This is a genomic window from Sphingobium sp. LMC3-1-1.1 (genome assembly GCF_040676285.1).
Lineage (GTDB): Bacteria > Pseudomonadota > Alphaproteobacteria > Sphingomonadales > Sphingomonadaceae > Sphingobium.
The window spans coordinates 1-14770 of sequence record NZ_JBEGHQ010000056.1 but is presented as its reverse complement, the minus strand read 5'-3'; the positions used below and the strand labels follow the sequence as shown (position 1 = coordinate 14770).

Sequence of the window (14770 nt, the reverse complement as noted above, 5' to 3'; positions counted from 1 at the left end):
AAGCATTGACGAGCCCGTGCGCGACGGGCCAGCCCATAATAAGATCGAAGACCATATGCAAATCCATCCGCTGATTACCGACAGCAAGACTCTCGCTCAATTCTGCGCCCGGATCGCCAAATCGCCCTATATTGCGGTCGATACCGAATTCATGCGCGAAAACAGCTATTGGCCCGATCTCTGCCTGGTGCAGGTCGCGGACGAACATGAGGCGGCGGCCATCGATCCCAAGGCGCCCGGCCTCGACCTTTCGCCCCTGCTCGACCTGATGGTCGACAATGAGGATGTGCTGAAGGTCTTCCATGCGGGCGGGCAAGATCTGGAGATCATCTACAACCTGACCGGCAAGACGCCCCATCCCATGTTCGACACGCAGATCGCGGCGATGGCGCTGGGGCTGGGCGAGCAGATCGGCTATGGCAATCTGGTCGACGCCTGGCTCGGCGTGCAGCTCGACAAGGGCGCGCGCTTCACCGACTGGGCGCGCCGCCCGCTCGACAAGCGGCAGATCGATTATGCGATCGGCGACGTCACTTACCTGATCCAGATATTCCCCAAGATGCTGGAGGAGCTGCGCCGCACCGGCCGCGGCGACTGGCTGGACCAGGAGATGGAGCGGATCAGCGACCCCTCCAATTATGAGAACAAGCCGGACGAGGCCTGGCAACGCGTGCGCATCGCCAGCCGCAAGGCCGATGTGCTGGGCCGGCTCAAGGCGCTTGCCGCCTGGCGCGAGTTGGAGGCGCAGGACAAGAACCTGCCGCGCGGCCGCATCGTCAAGGACGAGACGCTGGCCGACATCGCCAGCCACCCGCCCCGCACGCAGGAGGATCTGGGCAAGGTGCGCGGCCTGTCCGCCACCTGGAAGACCAACGATATCGGCAACCGCCTGATGCTCGCCCTTGCCGAACACAAGCCGCTGGGCAAGGACGAAATGCCCGAGCGCGACCCCAAAAGGCCGGGCCTGGGCAAGGACGGCGCGCTGGTGGCGGACCTTCTGAAGCTGCTGCTGAAAATCCGTTCGCGCGACATCAATGTCGCCGCGCGCCTCATCGCCCGCAGCGACGACATTGACGCACTGGCGGCGGGCGTGCGGGACGACCTCGCCATACTGGAAGGCTGGCGCTATGAACAGTTCGGTCGCGATGCAGTCGACCTGGTCGAGGGGCGCCTGGCCTTCGCGGTCAAGAATGGCCGTCTCAAGATGACGCGCACGCAATAGGAGTTCAGGACGATGCGGACCGCCGTGCTGCCCCTTCTTTCCCTGCTTGCCGCCTGCGCGGGCGTGAGCGGCCAGGGCCCCGCCACGCCTCCACCCACCGCTGAAGGGTCATGCCGCAACGAGGGGCTGGACCGCTTCATCGGCCAGACCGCGAGTGCGGCGATCGGCGCGGACATGCTCAGGGCTTCCGGCGCACGCACGCTGCGCTGGGGCGCGCCGGGCATGGCGATGACCATGGATTTCCGCCCCGACCGGCTGACGGTCAGCTATGACGGCAAGATGGTGATCACGACCGCGCGATGCGGCTGAAGATCGCGATGGAATAAAACTTTACGCACAACCGTATTCGATGTGGTGCCGGTCGCAATCCTCCCGATCGCGGCCGGCCGTCCCCACGGGTGGTCCCCAAAGGGCAGCGTAGCGGTGGGGCCGGGAGGCAGGCCCCTCCCGGCACCATCGCTACGCCATTTTCGTTCGCCGCGATCGGTCCAAAGCGGGTTTCGATCTGATTGAACCAGATCGCCGCTCCGGATTCCTTGTTTCCGCGATTTCTTAACCAGCGATCGGTTCCGATCGCCTGGAAATCGCTCTAAAGCGTTCTTCCGGCTGATGAAATCGCCTTGCGCAGCCGGCGAAAGGACCGCTCGATGACCGACACCCCCATTCCCTCCGCATTGATCGACCAACGCATTGCGGAACTCGGCGATTGGCGCGGCGAAACGCTAGCCCATGTTCGCGCGCTGATCAGGGAAGCCGATCCCGAGGTGGTCGAGGAATGGAAATGGCGCGGCGTTCCTGTCTGGTCGCATGACGGCATCCTCTGCACCGGCGAAAGCTACAAGGCGGTGGTCAAGCTGACCTTCGCGAAGGGCGCGGCGCTGGCGGACCCGGCGGGCCTGTTCAACGCCAGCCTCGACGGCAATGTGCGCCGCGCCATCGATCTGAGGGAGGATGAGCCGATCGATGCGGACGCGTTCAAGGCGCTGATCCACGCCGCAGTCGCCCTCAACCGGAGCAAGCAGAAGAAGAAGGGTTGAGATCGGGAGCCGGCGCTCCTCTCCTCGCTGGCGTACGCATCTCAGGGTCGATCACATGCTGCGAGAATGCAGCGCGCGCCTGATCAACATTCCAGCCCTATCAACGTTCCGCTTCCGATCCGGCCGACATAGCGCTTGCCGTCAATCTCCAGCCAGTCCGGCGTCACCTCCAGCCGGCGACCGCGAATGGTCGTGCGCAGATGCTCGACGGCGATCCGGTTGCGCGCGACGATGCGCAGCACCGCCAGCCCCTCGCCACGCGCCGCCATCATGCTGTAACGGTCGCCGCGCAGCAGGAAATGCCAGCTACCGTCGGTCGGTATCCATTCATTGCCGTTCACCACCTGAACCGGCTCGCCATCCGCGCCGCCCATGCGCACGCTGATCCGCGTCGCGCCATTGCTTCGGCGGGGCGGAGCGAAGATCAGGATCGGCTCTCCCTCCAGCGTCAGCGGAATCGGCGTATCCCTCAAAAGTTGCGATCCGCCCATGATCAGCGATGGCAGATCCGGTGAAAAGGGCAGGCGGTCCCGCGCGAAATGACGCTGCCGCACCACCGGATTGGCGTGGAACCCCTGCACCTGCATCGGCGTCAGGCGACCTTCCTCGACCAGCCCGTGACAGGTCGGGCAGAGCAGCGTCACCCCATGACCTTCGGGCAGGCGAAGATAGCGGTAGATGGTCACGCCGCACCGGACGCAGGCGAAACCGCAAGCCTGACGTATCTCGTCCTGCTGCTGCGCGGTCAGTTCTGGCAGCGACGGCATCACACGCAAGCCCATGCACGACGACCCCTTGCTATCGCCTGCCCGCGCCACTGCGGACCGGCGTTCCTCCGGCGTCCTTCCTGCTGGCCGTGGGCGCTCCAACGCGCCCCTTCTCGCTATTGCGCTATCGTTGGAATAAATGCGGACAAGTCAAGAGGCTGCTCACCGATCTCCTACCGCTGGGGCAGCAGGTCGAGGTTGCGCGATGCGGCGATCGCCCGGATGCGGTCGGGCCGCGGCATGGATTTGATGGCGATTTCCGCCATGTCGCCGGCGCTGAACAGCTCGACATTGCCGACGTTGAAGATCCGCTGGCCCAGCGTCTGGGTGATGCGCACGCTGCGGATGCTGGAAAGCGCGATTTCCGTCCGCTGCTTGGCGAGCAGACCCCGTTCCAGCAGCACTTCCCTGTCGGAAAGCGCCAGACGCTCCCCCTTGTGCAACACCCACCACACACCGATGGCAAGGATGCCAACAACGGAAATCAGCAGCAGGATGAACAGGAAGGGATGGGCGCGGAACATCGCGGGATGCTCGTCATACAGCCATGTCTCGCTCATGCCGGTTTCCTATAGCTTGCCGCCTGCATTGACCATGGACGCCCCGCCGCCGTCAAGGGCGCGGGACACTGCAACTGCAACCGTCTGGCGGCGGAAGGAACAGCCTAGCTGTCATCCCCCATGCGCAGCGCGGCGATGAACGCTTCCTGGGGAATCTGGACCGAGCCATATTCCCGCATCCGCTTCTTGCCTTCCTTCTGCTTCTCCAGCAGCTTCTTCTTGCGCGTGATGTCGCCGCCATAGCATTTCGCGGTCACATCCTTGCGCATCGCCGCGATCGTCTCGCGCGCGATCACCTTGCCGCCGATCGCCGCCTGGATCGGAATCTTGAACAGGTGCCGGGGGATCAGGTCCTTCAACCGTTCGCACATGCCGCGCCCGCGCGATTCGGCGGTGCCACGGTGGACGATCATGCTGAGCGCGTCGACCGGCTCATTGTTGACGAGGATGCTCATCTTGACCAGGTCGCCTTCCCGCGCCCCGATCTGGTGATAGTCGAAGCTGGCATAGCCGCGCGAAATCGACTTCAGCCGGTCGTAGAAATCGAACACCACCTCGTTGAGCGGCAGTTCATAGGTCACCTGAGCGCGCCCGCCGACATAGGTCAGGTTCTTCTGAATGCCGCGCCGATCCTGGCACAGCTTCAGGATCGAACCCAGATATTCGTCGGGGCAATAGATCACCGCCTCGATCCACGGCTCCTCGATATAGTCGATATGGTTGGCATCGGGCATGTCGGCGGGATTGTGCAGATGCCGCGTTGTCCCGTCATTCATGTGGATCTCATAGACCACCGACGGGGCGGTGGTGATGAGGTCCAGGTCATATTCACGGCTCAACCGCTCCTGGATGATCTCCAGGTGCAGCAGCCCCAGGAAGCCGCAGCGGAAGCCGAAACCCAGGGCCGCCGACGTCTCCATCTCGAAGGAGAAGCTGGCATCGTTCAGCCGCAGCTTGGAGATCGATTCGCGCAGCTTCTCGAAATCATTGGCGTCCACCGGGAACAGGCCGCAGAAAACCACCGGCTGCACTTCCTTGAAGCCGGGCAGCGGCTCCTTCGCCGGATTCTTGACCGTGGTGATGGTGTCGCCGACGCGGGTCTGGCTGATATCCTTGATCTGCGCGGTGATGAAGCCGATCTCGCCCGGCCCCAGCTCGCTCAGTTGCTCGATCTTCGGCCGGAAGCAGCCGACACGGTCGATCAGATGCTCGGTGCCGCCGATCATGAACTTGATGTTCTGGCCCTTCTTGATCACGCCGTTGACGACGCGCACCAGGATGACGACGCCCAGATAGGGGTCGTACCAGCTGTCGACCAGCATCGCCTCCAGCGGCGCTTCGCGATCGCCCTTGGGCGCGGGGATCTTGGCGACCACCGCTTCCAATATGTCGTCAATGCCGATCCCGGCCTTGGCGCTCGCCAGCACCGCCTCCGATGCGTCGAGGCCGATCACTTCCTCGATCTCCGCCTTCACCTTCTCCGGCTCGGCGGCGGGCAGGTCGATCTTGTTGATGACGGGCACGATCTCATGATCATGCTCGATCGACTGGTAGACATTGGCGAGCGTCTGCGCCTCCACCCCCTGCGCGGCGTCCACCACCAGCAGCGCGCCCTCGCACGCGGCGAGCGATCGGCTCACCTCATAGGCGAAGTCGACATGGCCCGGCGTGTCCATCAGGTTCAGTTCGTAGGTCTCGCCGTTTTTCGCGACATAGTCGAGGCGCACGGTCTGCGCCTTGATGGTGATGCCGCGCTCCTTCTCGATATCCATGTTGTCGAGCACCTGCGCGCTCATCTCGCGGTCGGTCAGGCCCCCGGTGCGCTGGATCAGGCGGTCGGCCAGGGTCGACTTGCCATGGTCGATATGGGCGATGATCGAAAAGTTGCGGATGTGCGAAAGGTCGGTCATGGCCCGCGCCGATAGCAGTCATTTGCGGGCCTGTCAGCAGGCTCTCGCCGTGAGCCCGCCCGTTAAGGCTATGGCGGCGATAACCGTTTGCATTGCTTGCGCGTCTGCGCGGTTGTGCTAGAGGATGGGTCCAATATCGGGGCGCTACAAATCAAAACCAGTTCAGCAACTTTCAGGGGTGCATGACAATGCGTGTGTTCGCGAAGTTCATCGCTGCCGCAGCCGGCCTGGCTGTCGCGGCTTCTCCGGCGATGGCCGCCGACAAGGGTTCGTCCGCCCGCCAGCAGCAGGCGAAGAAAACCGCCGAAATTCCTCATTGCACCCGGCGCCTCGGCACGGTGGCGATCGTCGAGCCCGACAACCAGTGGTGGCGGGAACTGAACCTGGGCAGCCCGGAGGCGATCCTCAAGGTGTTCATCCAGCAGTCGGGCTGCTTCGGCATCGTCAATCGCGGCCGCGCCATGGCCAGCCGCAATATGGAGCGCGCCATGGCCGACTCCGGCGAGCTTCAGGCCGGGTCGAACCTGGGCAAGGGACAGGTGAAGGCGGCTGACTATTATCTTCAGCCCGACATCGTCTCCTCCAACAAGAATTCAGGCGGCAACGCGCTGGGTGGAATGCTGGGTGGAATGCTGGGCGGCCGTACCTTCGGCGCGCTCGCTGGCGGCATCTCGATCAAGAAGAGCGAGGCCAATGTGACGCTGTCGATCGTCAACGCCCGCACGACCGAGGAAGAGGCGCTGACCGAGGGCTATGCCCGCAAGTCGGACCTGAGCTTCGGCGGCGGCGGCGGCGCGGGCTGGTGGGGCGGTTTCGCCGCGGCCGGCGGCGGCGGCTACCAGAATACGGAGATCGGCCAGGTGATCGTGCTCGCCTATCTGGACGCCTATACCAAGCTGGTGACGCAGCTCGGCGGCTTGCCCGCCAATGCTGCGGCCGCGGCGCCGCGCGCCCAGTAAGCAGGCTGGCGACACCCGCGACCATCGCGGAAAAGGGGCGCTGCCGGAACCCGGTCAGCGCCCCTTTCCTGTTTCTCCAAGGGCAGATTTCGATCTGATTGAACCAGATCGGTCGGAAATCGCTTCAGCTGATGCGGTACCATGCCGCCACGCGATCCAGCGCCAGCGTCAGCACCAGCTTGCCGGCGCGCGTCGGCCAGCCCAGCGCCCTTTCCGCCGCACTCAATCCCTCGCCCGCGCAGACGACCCGCCACAGCACGTCGGCCAGGCCCGGACCCGCAGCGCGAATCGCACCGTCGAATCGCTCCCGGGCGGACAATTGCGCCAGGCCCGGCTCGGCCGCCGCTGCGCCGCCGCGCTGCCGCCCCGGCGCGGCATCCCAGCGCATCGTGACGCGCGGCCCCAGTCCCGCCTTTTCCCAATCGCCCCGCAGCCTGTCCCCGGCAAGATAATGCCGCTCACTCAAATGCCCCCGCGCATGCAGCCAGGCGAGCGGCGATTCGTGCAGGTTGACCGCGACCTTCTGCGCGCGGCCGAAGGGATCCTCTATGGTCTGTTCGATGCATTGCGTGGCCATGGCGCTTCTCCCTGCAGGAATCGGAAGCGGGGGCTTGCCATGCCAGCCTGTTTGTAGGAAAGCATTAAAACCAAATAGGTAAAGCAGGACATATCATGATCACCCGTATCCGGGAGGTACGCAAGGCCAAGGGGCTGACGCTGGAACAAGTCGGCGCCCTGTGCATCCCGCCCACCACGGCCCAGACCATCGGCCGCCTGGAAACCGGCACCCGAACCGTATCGGTCAACTGGCTGAACCGCATCGCCCAGGCGCTGGGCGTCGCCTCTTCCGAACTGGTCGCCCTGCCCGGCCAGAATGTGGTTCCCGTCGCCGCACTGCTGGGTCCGGAGGGCGCCCGCGCGCCGACCCGCCCGCTCTCTCTTCCCCCGCCCGCCCCGGCCGATGCGATGCTGGGCGTGCAGGTGTCGGGCAGCATCGGGGATTACCGCAGCGGTGATGAAATCTGGTGCCGCCGCATCACGCCGGAGGAATTTTCCAGCGTGCTGAACCGCGACCTGCTGCTGCCGCGCCACGCCGGACGCTTCCTGTTCGGGCGGCTGATCGGGCGGGAGGATGACCGGCTGCACATCCTCCCGCTGGGCAGCGGCACGCGCCAGCAGGTGATAAGTGATCCACCTTGGGGCGCCGTGGCGGTCCAACTGGTCAGACGACTGTAGACAAAGGCGGTTTCATCCTTAACCCTGTCCTGATCATGTCTGCCGAAAACAGATCCGCCCATGCATTTTCACGTCAGGCCGCCTTGCCTGACGATTCGGACAATGCGGGAAAAAGAGATAGTTGGATGCGATGACCCTGAACGTCCTGATGCTGTCGACCCTGTTCCCGGACATGAGCCGCCCGAATTTCGGGGTCTTCGTGGAACGGCAGGCACGCGAACTGGCGAGCCGGGACGGCGTCAGCGTCACCGTGGTCGCGCCGCTCGGCATTCCGCCATGGCCGCTGTCGATGGCGAAGCGCTACGCCGCCCTGCGCGCCCTGCCGGCCAAGGAGAGATGGCAGGACCTGACCGTCCACCGCCCGGTCTTCCCGATCGTTCCCAAATTCGGCGGCCGTTTCAACGTCCACAGCATGACGCGCGCCATATTGCCGCTGGTCAGGCACCTCCATGCGCAGCAGCCCTTCGACGTCATCGACGCCAGCTTCTTCTTCCCCGACGGCCCGGTGGCGCAGCGCCTGTCCCGCGCGCTCGGCATTCCCTATTCGGTGAAGGCCCGCGGCGCCGACATCCATTATTGGGGCACGCGCAGAGGCACCCGCAAGATGGTGAAGCGCGCCGCCGACGATGCCGCCGGACTGCTTGCCGTGTCGGGTGCGATGCGCCGATCGATGGCGCACATGGGCATCGATGCCGACAAGATTCGGGTTCATTATACCGGCGTCGACCTTGATCGCTTCGAAATAAGCGATCGCGCCGCTGCCAAGGAAAGCCTGGGTTTCGAAGGGCCGGTGGTGCTGTGCGTCGGCGCGCTCATTCCCCGCAAGGGGCAGGAGTTGCTCGTCCGCGCACTGCCGCAACTGCCGGGCGTCACGCTGCTGTTCGCCGGACAGGGGCAATATCGCCGGGCGCTGGAAAAGCAGGCGGAGGAGCTGGGCGTCGACCGGCGCATCGGCTTTCTGGGGTCGGTTCCGCACGACCGTCTGCCGCGCATCTATGCCGCGGCCGACGTCATGGCGCTTCCCTCCTCGTCCGAAGGCCTCGCCAATGCCTGGGTCGAGGCGCTGGCTTGCGGCACCCCCATCGTGATCAGCGATGTCGGCGGCGCGCGCGAACTGCTCGACCGTCCAGAGGCCGGGCGGATCGTCGCGCGCGAACCCGAAGCGCTGGCTGCCGCCATAAGCGAAATTCTGGTCGAGCCGCCCGAACGGGAGGCGGTGCGCCAGGCCGCACTGCGTTTCACCTGGGCCGCGAATGGCGACACCCTGCTGGAACATCTGCGCTCCATCGCCGGTCAGCCGGGCTGATCGTCGCCTGCCGTCCACGCCGGCGTCGTGACATCCTCATGCGCCTCCGCCTGACCAATGGCAGAACGAGACAAATGGGCGCGGATCTGGCAGAAGCGCGGCCATGTCGAAACTGATTCTCCGCACTCTCACCTGCATCTCTATATTCTTCCATATATCATGGGTGCCAGCCATGGCGCAGCAGCGTGGCCCGCTGGTGCTGGCCGCCGCCAGCCTGCAGGAGGCGATGACCGCCGCCGCCAATGCCTGGGTAGCCCAGCGCCATGCCCGGCCGGTCCTGTCCTTTGCCGCCTCCTCCGCCCTGGCGCGGCAGATCAGGAGCGGCGCCCCGGCCGACCTGTTCGTCTCGGCCGATGAAGAGTGGATGGACGATGTGGAGAAGGCCGGCTTCGTCCAGCGCGGCAGCAGGGCCGACATGGCGGGCAACCGCCTGGTGCTGATCGCCCCGGCGCGCGCGCCGCTGCGGCTTCGGATCACGCGCGGCATGCCGATCGCCAGGGCGCTGGGCGGCTCGCGGCTGGCCATGGCCAATCCCGACAGCGTGCCCGCGGGCAAATATGGCAGGGCCGCGCTGACCGCGCTGGGCGTCTGGCCCGACGTCGCGAACCGGCTGGCGCTGGGCGACAATGTGCGATCCGCGCTGACCCTGGTGGAACGGGGCGAAGCCCGGCTGGGCATCGTCTATGCGACCGACGCCCGGGCATCGAAGGCGGTTGTGCTGGTCGACAGCTTTCCGGCGGGCAGCCACGCGCCGATCCGCTATCCGCTCGCCCGCCTGAGCGCGAGCCGGAACCCGGAGGCGGAAGGCTTCCGCCGCTTCCTGCTGTCGCGGGCGGGACAGGATATTCTCGCGCGCTACGGGTTCAGCCGGCGTTGATCCCACCCTCCCGCCAGCGCGCGAGGGATGTTCATGCCCTATTTCTGGCAGGCGACGATCGCGTCGATCACCGCCAGCGTTTCCTGCGGATCGCGCACCCGCACCGTATCCAGCCCCAGCTCCTTGGCCGGATAGTCGTTGCCACCGGGGAAGATCGCATCGCCGATGAACATCATCGCCTCCAGCGCGATCCCGCTGGCATCGCGCAGCTTTTTGAGGCCATAGGCCTTGTCCACCCCCTCCCGCGTGATGTCGATGGAGGTCGCGCCGCCCATGTTGATGGACAGCCCCGGCAGGCGCTGGCGCAGGTCGGCCTGGATCACCTTGCGCTTGGCGAAGTCGGGATCCCATATTTCCTTGGCATGGATGGGCGCCTGCTGGCCGAGCGCGGAAAAGGTGATCTGGCTGCCGCGATCCTCGATCCGTTCGCCCCACACCTCTTCCGGCACGAAGCCCGTCGCCTCCAGCGAGGCGTCGAACGCCGCCAGGATCGCCTGCTTCTGCGCCTCCTCGAACAGTTCGGCATAGACCGGCGCCCACTGCCCTTCGCGATGGGTGTACAGCTTGGTGCCCGTCGTCGGCATCAGCCACAGGCGCGAACGGTCGGCACGCTCCGGCAGTCGGCTCGCCACCTGCTTGTCGAATTGCGGCCAGTCGCCGCCGGAAATCACCGCGACATGCGCCACCTGCAACAACCGCGCCAGCGCGTCGCCCATCGGCTCGCCCAGCGGCTGCTTGCTCTCCGCCAGCGTTCCGTCAAGGTCGAAGGCGATCAGGTCTTTCATGCGCATGCTCCGGTCTGAAGGGCCGTTCGCCTTTGCCCTCTGGCTCCCTGCGACGCAATGCCGATGACGGGGTTGATGATGGGGGCTGGTGTTTTCCCCTATCCTGCCCGAAAGAGGGCGGCATGATCCTCTCTCCCGAAGAATGGGGCATCGTTACGCTCTCGCTCCGGGTCAGCCTGGTGGCCGTCGGGCTGATGCTGCCGGTCGCCTTCGCTTTCGCCTGGCTGCTTGCCCGTTGGCGCTTTCCCGGCAAGCTGCTCGTCGACGCGCTCGTCCATCTGCCGCTGGTCGTGCCGCCGGTCGTCACCGGATGGCTGCTGCTCGTCCTCTTCGGCGCGAACGGTCCTTTGGGCAGGCTGTTCGAACAGGCGTTCGGCCTCAGCTTCATGTTCCGCTGGACCGGCGCGGCGCTTGCCTCCGCGATCATGGCGATGCCGCTGATGGTGCGCGCGATGCGGCTGTCGATCGAGGGCATAGACCGGCGGCTGGAACAGGCAGCGCAGACGCTGGGCGCGGGCCGGTGGCGCGTGTTCCTCACCATTTCGCTGCCGCTGTCGCTGCCCGGCATAGTGGCGGGACTGGTGCTCGGCTTCGCCCGCTCCATCGGGGAATTCGGCGCCACCATCACCTTCGTTTCCGACGTTCCGGGCGAAACCCGCACCCTGCCCATCGCCATCTATTCCGCCTTGCAGTTGCCGGGCGCGGAAGCGGCGGTGACCCGGCTTGCCGTCATTTCGATCCTGCTGTCACTCGGCGCGCTCGTGACATCGGAGGCATTGGCGCGTCGGGCGAGCGGCGGACGGACCAACCATGTCCTTTGAAATTGCCATCGACCATCGCATCGGCGACCGTCCCATCCACCTGCGGGCACAGGCCGGTGCAGGCCTTGTCGCACTTTTCGGCCCCTCCGGCGCGGGCAAGACCAGCATCCTCAACATGGTCGCGGGCATCCTGACTCCCGATAACGGCCGGATCGCGGTGGACGGCGAGACGCTGTTCGACAGCAGCGCGGGCATCGACATTCCCGTTGCCCGGCGGCGTGCCGGCTATGTCTTCCAGGACGGACGCCTGTTCCCGCATATGCGCGTGCGCGCCAATCTGCTCTACGGCCGCCATGGCGACGCGCCGCTATCGTTCGACGCGGTCCTGGACTTTCTGGGCATCGGCCATCTGCTCGACCGCTGGCCGGCGACCCTCTCGGGCGGGGAGGCGCAGCGCGTGGCGATCGGGCGGGCGCTGTTGTCCGGGGCCCGGTTCCTGCTGCTGGATGAGCCACTCTCCTCGCTCGATCCGGGACGGCGCGAGGAAATCCTGACCGTGATCGAACGGATGAAGCGCGATCTCGCCATGCCGATGCTCTATGTCAGCCACGACCGCTACGAAGTCGACCGGCTGGCCGATCAGATCATCGCCCTTTGACGGGAAAGGCGACGGAGGAAGAGCAAGGTCCTGCGCCGGGCATCAACGATGGAAATAATCCGCGGACAAAGTCATGAATCTCTGCAACTTCCCCTGCAAGGTACGCAGCCGGATCAACCATGACGTCGGGGACGGCGCCCCGCTTGCCAAGCGCTCGACCATGATTTCAGGTCCGCATGGCAAACGCGTGACCGGGTCCAGATAGCGTGGGTAGAGAATCAAGGCTCCCGCCACGAGCTGATGGAGCGTGAGCCGGCGCCCGCGGCGTTCATTGGGCGCCGCCAGATCACGCGTCAGCCCCCAGCCGGCATAGAAGGGCATGCCGTGGACCGTCACCGGCCGGCCGCGCATCAGCGCCTCGAACCCGGTGAGGGAGGAGAGGACATGGACCTCGTCCACCGTCTGCACCAGCTCCATCAGCGGCGACCCGGTATCGATGGCATCGGCGTGCCCCAGCACCGCCGCATCGCTCAGATGCCCCTTGCGCAGGCCCGCCTGCACGTCGGGATGCGGGCGATAGACGATATAGGCATCTGGCTCGGCCGCGCGCACCCGCTCCAGCAGGTCGAGATTGCCCGTCACCCCCGCGCCGCCATATTCGACCGACAGATCATCCTCGACCTGCCCGACCGCCAGCACCGTGCGGCGACCGTGAGGCAGATCGATCATCTGCCCCCCGCCCGCGCCATATTTCGTGACGCCCGACGCCTGGATCATCGTCAGAAGCCGTGCCGCCCGCCGTTCCAGCGCGGGCGTGAAGACCGTGGTCGACAACAGCTTTTCCATATCGCTGGCCGAACGCGCATCATAATAGATGCCTGTCCGGTCGATCACCACCGATCCGGGCGGATGCAGCGCCGCGCCGAGCCCCTTCGACCGCAGGAAGCCATCCTCTACCCGGGCAATGGCCACGCCCTGCCGGCGCGCTTCCTCCAGCATGTCCGGCGTCACGCGCGATGGCCAGACCGCCAGCACGCCATCCCGCCTGGCGGCCCGCCGCAAACCCTTGCGCGCAGGCAGGAAGGGCGGTGACCCCACACCGTCCCACAGGAACCGCCGGATCGCCTCCCGCTTCCAGAGCGCCATGCCGCTCGCCGCCGCAATGCCGTGATTGCCGTCCAGATGACGTCGCCAGTCGGCCAGTTGCGCGACCGCCTGCGCGGCGTCGACATCCTCCCCGCTGAAACAGTCGTGATAGGTCGCCGCCGCGATCGCCGCGCGCGCGCTGTCGCGCAGGGTCGCCGGCTCGATGGCCGCGCCGTCCGCGCCGAAGACCGGCACATGCAGCAGTCCGGCGATGATCGCCAGTTCGTCGTCCGCAGCGGCATGGACAGAGCGCGCGCCCGCGACCAGGGTCCAAAGGTCGGTGGGTTCCGGCAGGGCATGGCCGGGATCGGGATCGGGGCCGGGGCCGGCACCGCCCCCCGATTTCCCCACTATCCCGATCTCCCGCCGCGCCAGTCCGTCCATCAGGGCCTGCGGGACAGCCACGCCGGCCCGTGCGACCAGCCTGATACCGTCGGGCCTGCGCCCCCAGAAGGTGCCGCCGACCCGCGCCTCCGCAACGGCATCAAGCAGCGCGTCAGGGACGGCGACGACGCCTTCCCCATCCCGGCGCACGCGGCTTATCGCCGCACTCGCGGGCGCGACGCCCGGAAAGGGGGGAGAGCGCAGAAATGGTGTCGCGTTCACGTTGAAAAGCCGTCCCCCGTCACGACTATATTAGCGCGAATGGAGCGACGCTTCAGCCACTCGAAAACGCAATCCATACAACAGCTTCTGTGATGGCCCGGGACAAGGACGTCAAGCGGAAGCGCGAAGCGTCATTTCGTCCCGCATGCCGGTGACGATGTCGAGATAATCCCGCCATGTCGACGCCCGCCATGCCGCGATCCGCGCCAGCCCGGAACCTTGAACGGCCTGAGCGCCATGTCAGCGCGCTTTCACGAGCATTTGGCGCATCAGAACTGGGCGCGTATCTCTTCGGCCAGCTTCTGCAGTTCCACCGGATCGGCAAAATCGCCCTGCGCATGGGCGACGAAGCCGCGCTGCTGCCCTTCCCAGCGCGGCACGATATGGAAATGCAGGTGGAACACGGTCTGCCCGGCGGGCGCGCCGTTGAACTGCGCGACATGGATGCCGTCGGGATCCAGCGCCTTGCGGGTGGCGTTGGCGACCTTCTTCACCGTCGCAATCACCTGCGCCAGCGCCTCATCCTCGGCTTCCAATATGTTCCGCGCCTTCGACCATTTGGAAATGACCAGGCTATGCCCCTTGGACTGCGGTTGGATGTCGAGGAAGGCATAGCTGTGCTCATCCTCGTAAAGCCTGATCGAAGGGATCTTCCCTGCCAGGATCAGGGCAAAGACATTGCCCTCGTCATAAGTGCCGTCGAGGCTCATCGTGCTTCCTCAGAGCGATTTCCAACTGATCCGACTGGATCGCCGATCGGGAAATCGCGGTAAACAAAAAAGCTTGGCGCTTCGATGCGAATGAATCCGATCGAAGCCCTAAGCCAGATAATGCGCGCTTGTCCTTTCGGCGACGTCGTCTTCTGTCACGCCTGGAGCGAGCTGGACGAGGCGGAAGGGGCTGTCATGGTCGGGCCGCTGGAAGACGCAGAGGTCGGTGACGATCATGTCGACCACATTCCTGCCGGTCAGCGGCAGGGTGCAGGCCGGGATGAACTTGG

General features: G+C 65.7%; 16 protein-coding genes and 1 pseudogene. 9 read left to right on the top strand and 8 right to left on the bottom strand.

Features of this window, described 5'->3' with window-relative positions; translation table 11 throughout:
- The first annotated feature begins 55 nt into the window (after positions 1–55).
- The 3 genes from rnd to MRBLMC3_RS18810 all read left to right on the top strand — a co-directional run bounded on the left by rnd (position 56) and on the right by MRBLMC3_RS18810 (position 2259).
- Entirely contained in the window at positions 56–1222 is a 1167-nt protein-coding gene (gene rnd, locus MRBLMC3_RS18820; RefSeq protein WP_133653938.1) for a ribonuclease D, read from the top strand.
- A 12-nt stretch (positions 1223–1234) separates the two neighbouring features.
- Entirely contained in the window at positions 1235–1531 is a 297-nt protein-coding gene (locus MRBLMC3_RS18815) for an I78 family peptidase inhibitor (RefSeq protein ID WP_363831293.1), read from the top strand.
- A gap of 338 nt (positions 1532–1869) precedes the next feature.
- Positions 1870–2259, top strand: a complete 390-nt coding sequence (locus tag MRBLMC3_RS18810) for a DUF1801 domain-containing protein (RefSeq protein ID WP_363831290.1) — start codon at positions 1870–1872, stop codon at positions 2257–2259.
- An 83-nt stretch (positions 2260–2342) separates the two neighbouring features.
- Here MRBLMC3_RS18810 and MRBLMC3_RS18805 read toward each other — a convergent pair whose 3' ends face one another.
- The 3 genes from MRBLMC3_RS18805 to lepA all read right to left on the bottom strand — a co-directional run bounded on the left by MRBLMC3_RS18805 (position 2343) and on the right by lepA (position 5496).
- Positions 2343–3026, bottom strand: coding sequence for a hypothetical protein (locus MRBLMC3_RS18805; RefSeq protein ID WP_363738237.1), 684 nt, complete (start codon positions 3024–3026; stop codon positions 2343–2345).
- Between the two features lie 173 nt (positions 3027–3199).
- Positions 3200–3586, bottom strand: coding sequence for a PH domain-containing protein (locus tag MRBLMC3_RS18800; RefSeq protein WP_044660367.1), 387 nt, complete (start codon positions 3584–3586; stop codon positions 3200–3202).
- 104 nt (positions 3587–3690) lie between these two features.
- Positions 3691–5496 carry a translation elongation factor 4 gene (gene lepA, locus MRBLMC3_RS18795; protein WP_363831287.1) on the bottom strand — a complete coding sequence of 602 codons (1806 nt, stop codon included), beginning with the start codon at positions 5494–5496 and terminating at the stop codon, positions 3691–3693.
- A 188-nt stretch (positions 5497–5684) separates the two neighbouring features.
- On the opposite strand from lepA, the gene MRBLMC3_RS18790 reads away from it, so the two are divergent.
- Positions 5685–6455 carry a CsgG/HfaB family protein gene (locus tag MRBLMC3_RS18790; RefSeq protein WP_133653964.1) on the top strand — a complete coding sequence of 257 codons (771 nt, stop codon included), beginning with the start codon at positions 5685–5687 and terminating at the stop codon, positions 6453–6455.
- 124 nt (positions 6456–6579) lie between these two features.
- Here the strand turns inward: MRBLMC3_RS18790 and MRBLMC3_RS18785 are convergent, their stop codons facing one another.
- A complete protein-coding gene (locus tag MRBLMC3_RS18785; protein ID WP_363738061.1) occupies positions 6580–7032 on the bottom strand; it encodes a DUF6456 domain-containing protein in 453 nt (150 codons plus the stop codon).
- 95 nt (positions 7033–7127) lie between these two features.
- Between MRBLMC3_RS18785 and MRBLMC3_RS18780 the strand changes: the two genes are divergently transcribed.
- The 3 genes from MRBLMC3_RS18780 (at position 7128) to modA (ending at position 9874) form a co-directional block, all read left to right on the top strand.
- On the top strand, positions 7128–7691 hold the full coding sequence (locus MRBLMC3_RS18780; protein ID WP_133653944.1) for a helix-turn-helix domain-containing protein: 564 nt from the start codon (positions 7128–7130) through the stop codon (positions 7689–7691).
- Between the two features lie 130 nt (positions 7692–7821).
- Complete coding sequence (locus tag MRBLMC3_RS18775) at positions 7822–8997, top strand: glycosyltransferase (RefSeq protein WP_363831284.1); 1176 nt, start codon at positions 7822–7824, stop codon at positions 8995–8997.
- A gap of 103 nt (positions 8998–9100) precedes the next feature.
- The gene (gene modA, locus MRBLMC3_RS18770) at positions 9101–9874 is read left to right on the top strand and encodes a molybdate ABC transporter substrate-binding protein (RefSeq protein ID WP_363831281.1); all 774 of its coding nucleotides are present in this window, start codon (positions 9101–9103) and stop codon (positions 9872–9874) included.
- A gap of 38 nt (positions 9875–9912) precedes the next feature.
- Here the strand turns inward: modA and MRBLMC3_RS18765 are convergent, their stop codons facing one another.
- Entirely contained in the window at positions 9913–10659 is a 747-nt protein-coding gene (locus MRBLMC3_RS18765) for an HAD-IIB family hydrolase (RefSeq protein WP_363753330.1), read from the bottom strand.
- A 122-nt stretch (positions 10660–10781) separates the two neighbouring features.
- Between MRBLMC3_RS18765 and modB the strand changes: the two genes are divergently transcribed.
- Together modB and MRBLMC3_RS18755 are read left to right on the top strand one after the other, a co-directional pair.
- Positions 10782–11480, top strand: a complete 699-nt coding sequence (gene modB / locus MRBLMC3_RS18760) for a molybdate ABC transporter permease subunit (RefSeq protein ID WP_363753333.1) — start codon at positions 10782–10784, stop codon at positions 11478–11480.
- Positions 11470–12078 (top strand): ATP-binding cassette domain-containing protein, encoded by a 609-nt coding sequence (locus MRBLMC3_RS18755; RefSeq protein ID WP_363831279.1) that lies wholly within the window; start codon positions 11470–11472, stop codon positions 12076–12078. The genes modB and MRBLMC3_RS18755 overlap by 11 nt, the downstream gene beginning before the upstream one ends.
- Before the next feature lie 42 nt (positions 12079–12120).
- Here MRBLMC3_RS18755 and MRBLMC3_RS18750 read toward each other — a convergent pair whose 3' ends face one another.
- The 3 genes and pseudogenes from MRBLMC3_RS18750 to MRBLMC3_RS18740 form a co-directional block, all read right to left on the bottom strand.
- Positions 12121–13770: a beta-3-deoxy-D-manno-oct-2-ulosonic acid transferase gene (locus MRBLMC3_RS18750; RefSeq protein WP_363831276.1), complete on the bottom strand. Its 1650-nt coding sequence runs from the start codon at positions 13768–13770 to the stop codon at positions 12121–12123.
- A gap of 269 nt (positions 13771–14039) precedes the next feature.
- A complete protein-coding gene (locus MRBLMC3_RS18745; protein WP_363753342.1) occupies positions 14040–14480 on the bottom strand; it encodes an HIT family protein in 441 nt (146 codons plus the stop codon).
- A 108-nt stretch (positions 14481–14588) separates the two neighbouring features.
- Positions 14589–14770: pseudogene (locus MRBLMC3_RS18740) on the bottom strand (succinyl-CoA--3-ketoacid-CoA transferase); the annotation flags it as partial.

Coding starts and splice junctions, on each gene's coding strand:
- rnd (WP_133653938.1), top strand. CDS start 56: ATGCAAATCCATCCGCTGATTACCGACAGCAAGACTCTCGCTCAATTC.
- MRBLMC3_RS18815 (WP_363831293.1), top strand. CDS start 1,235: ATGCGGACCGCCGTGCTGCCCCTTCTTTCCCTGCTTGCCGCCTGCGCG.
- MRBLMC3_RS18810 (WP_363831290.1), top strand. CDS start 1,870: ATGACCGACACCCCCATTCCCTCCGCATTGATCGACCAACGCATTGCG.
- MRBLMC3_RS18805 (WP_363738237.1), bottom strand. CDS start 3,026: ATGCCGTCGCTGCCAGAACTGACCGCGCAGCAGCAGGACGAGATACGT.
- MRBLMC3_RS18800 (WP_044660367.1), bottom strand. CDS start 3,586: ATGAGCGAGACATGGCTGTATGACGAGCATCCCGCGATGTTCCGCGCC.
- lepA (WP_363831287.1), bottom strand. CDS start 5,496: ATGACCGACCTTTCGCACATCCGCAACTTTTCGATCATCGCCCATATC.
- MRBLMC3_RS18790 (WP_133653964.1), top strand. CDS start 5,685: ATGCGTGTGTTCGCGAAGTTCATCGCTGCCGCAGCCGGCCTGGCTGTC.
- MRBLMC3_RS18785 (WP_363738061.1), bottom strand. CDS start 7,032: ATGGCCACGCAATGCATCGAACAGACCATAGAGGATCCCTTCGGCCGC.
- MRBLMC3_RS18780 (WP_133653944.1), top strand. CDS start 7,128: ATGATCACCCGTATCCGGGAGGTACGCAAGGCCAAGGGGCTGACGCTG.
- MRBLMC3_RS18775 (WP_363831284.1), top strand. CDS start 7,822: ATGACCCTGAACGTCCTGATGCTGTCGACCCTGTTCCCGGACATGAGC.
- modA (WP_363831281.1), top strand. CDS start 9,101: ATGTCGAAACTGATTCTCCGCACTCTCACCTGCATCTCTATATTCTTC.
- MRBLMC3_RS18765 (WP_363753330.1), bottom strand. CDS start 10,659: ATGAAAGACCTGATCGCCTTCGACCTTGACGGAACGCTGGCGGAGAGC.
- modB (WP_363753333.1), top strand. CDS start 10,782: ATGATCCTCTCTCCCGAAGAATGGGGCATCGTTACGCTCTCGCTCCGG.
- MRBLMC3_RS18755 (WP_363831279.1), top strand. CDS start 11,470: ATGTCCTTTGAAATTGCCATCGACCATCGCATCGGCGACCGTCCCATC.
- MRBLMC3_RS18745 (WP_363753342.1), bottom strand. CDS start 14,480: ATGAGCCTCGACGGCACTTATGACGAGGGCAATGTCTTTGCCCTGATC.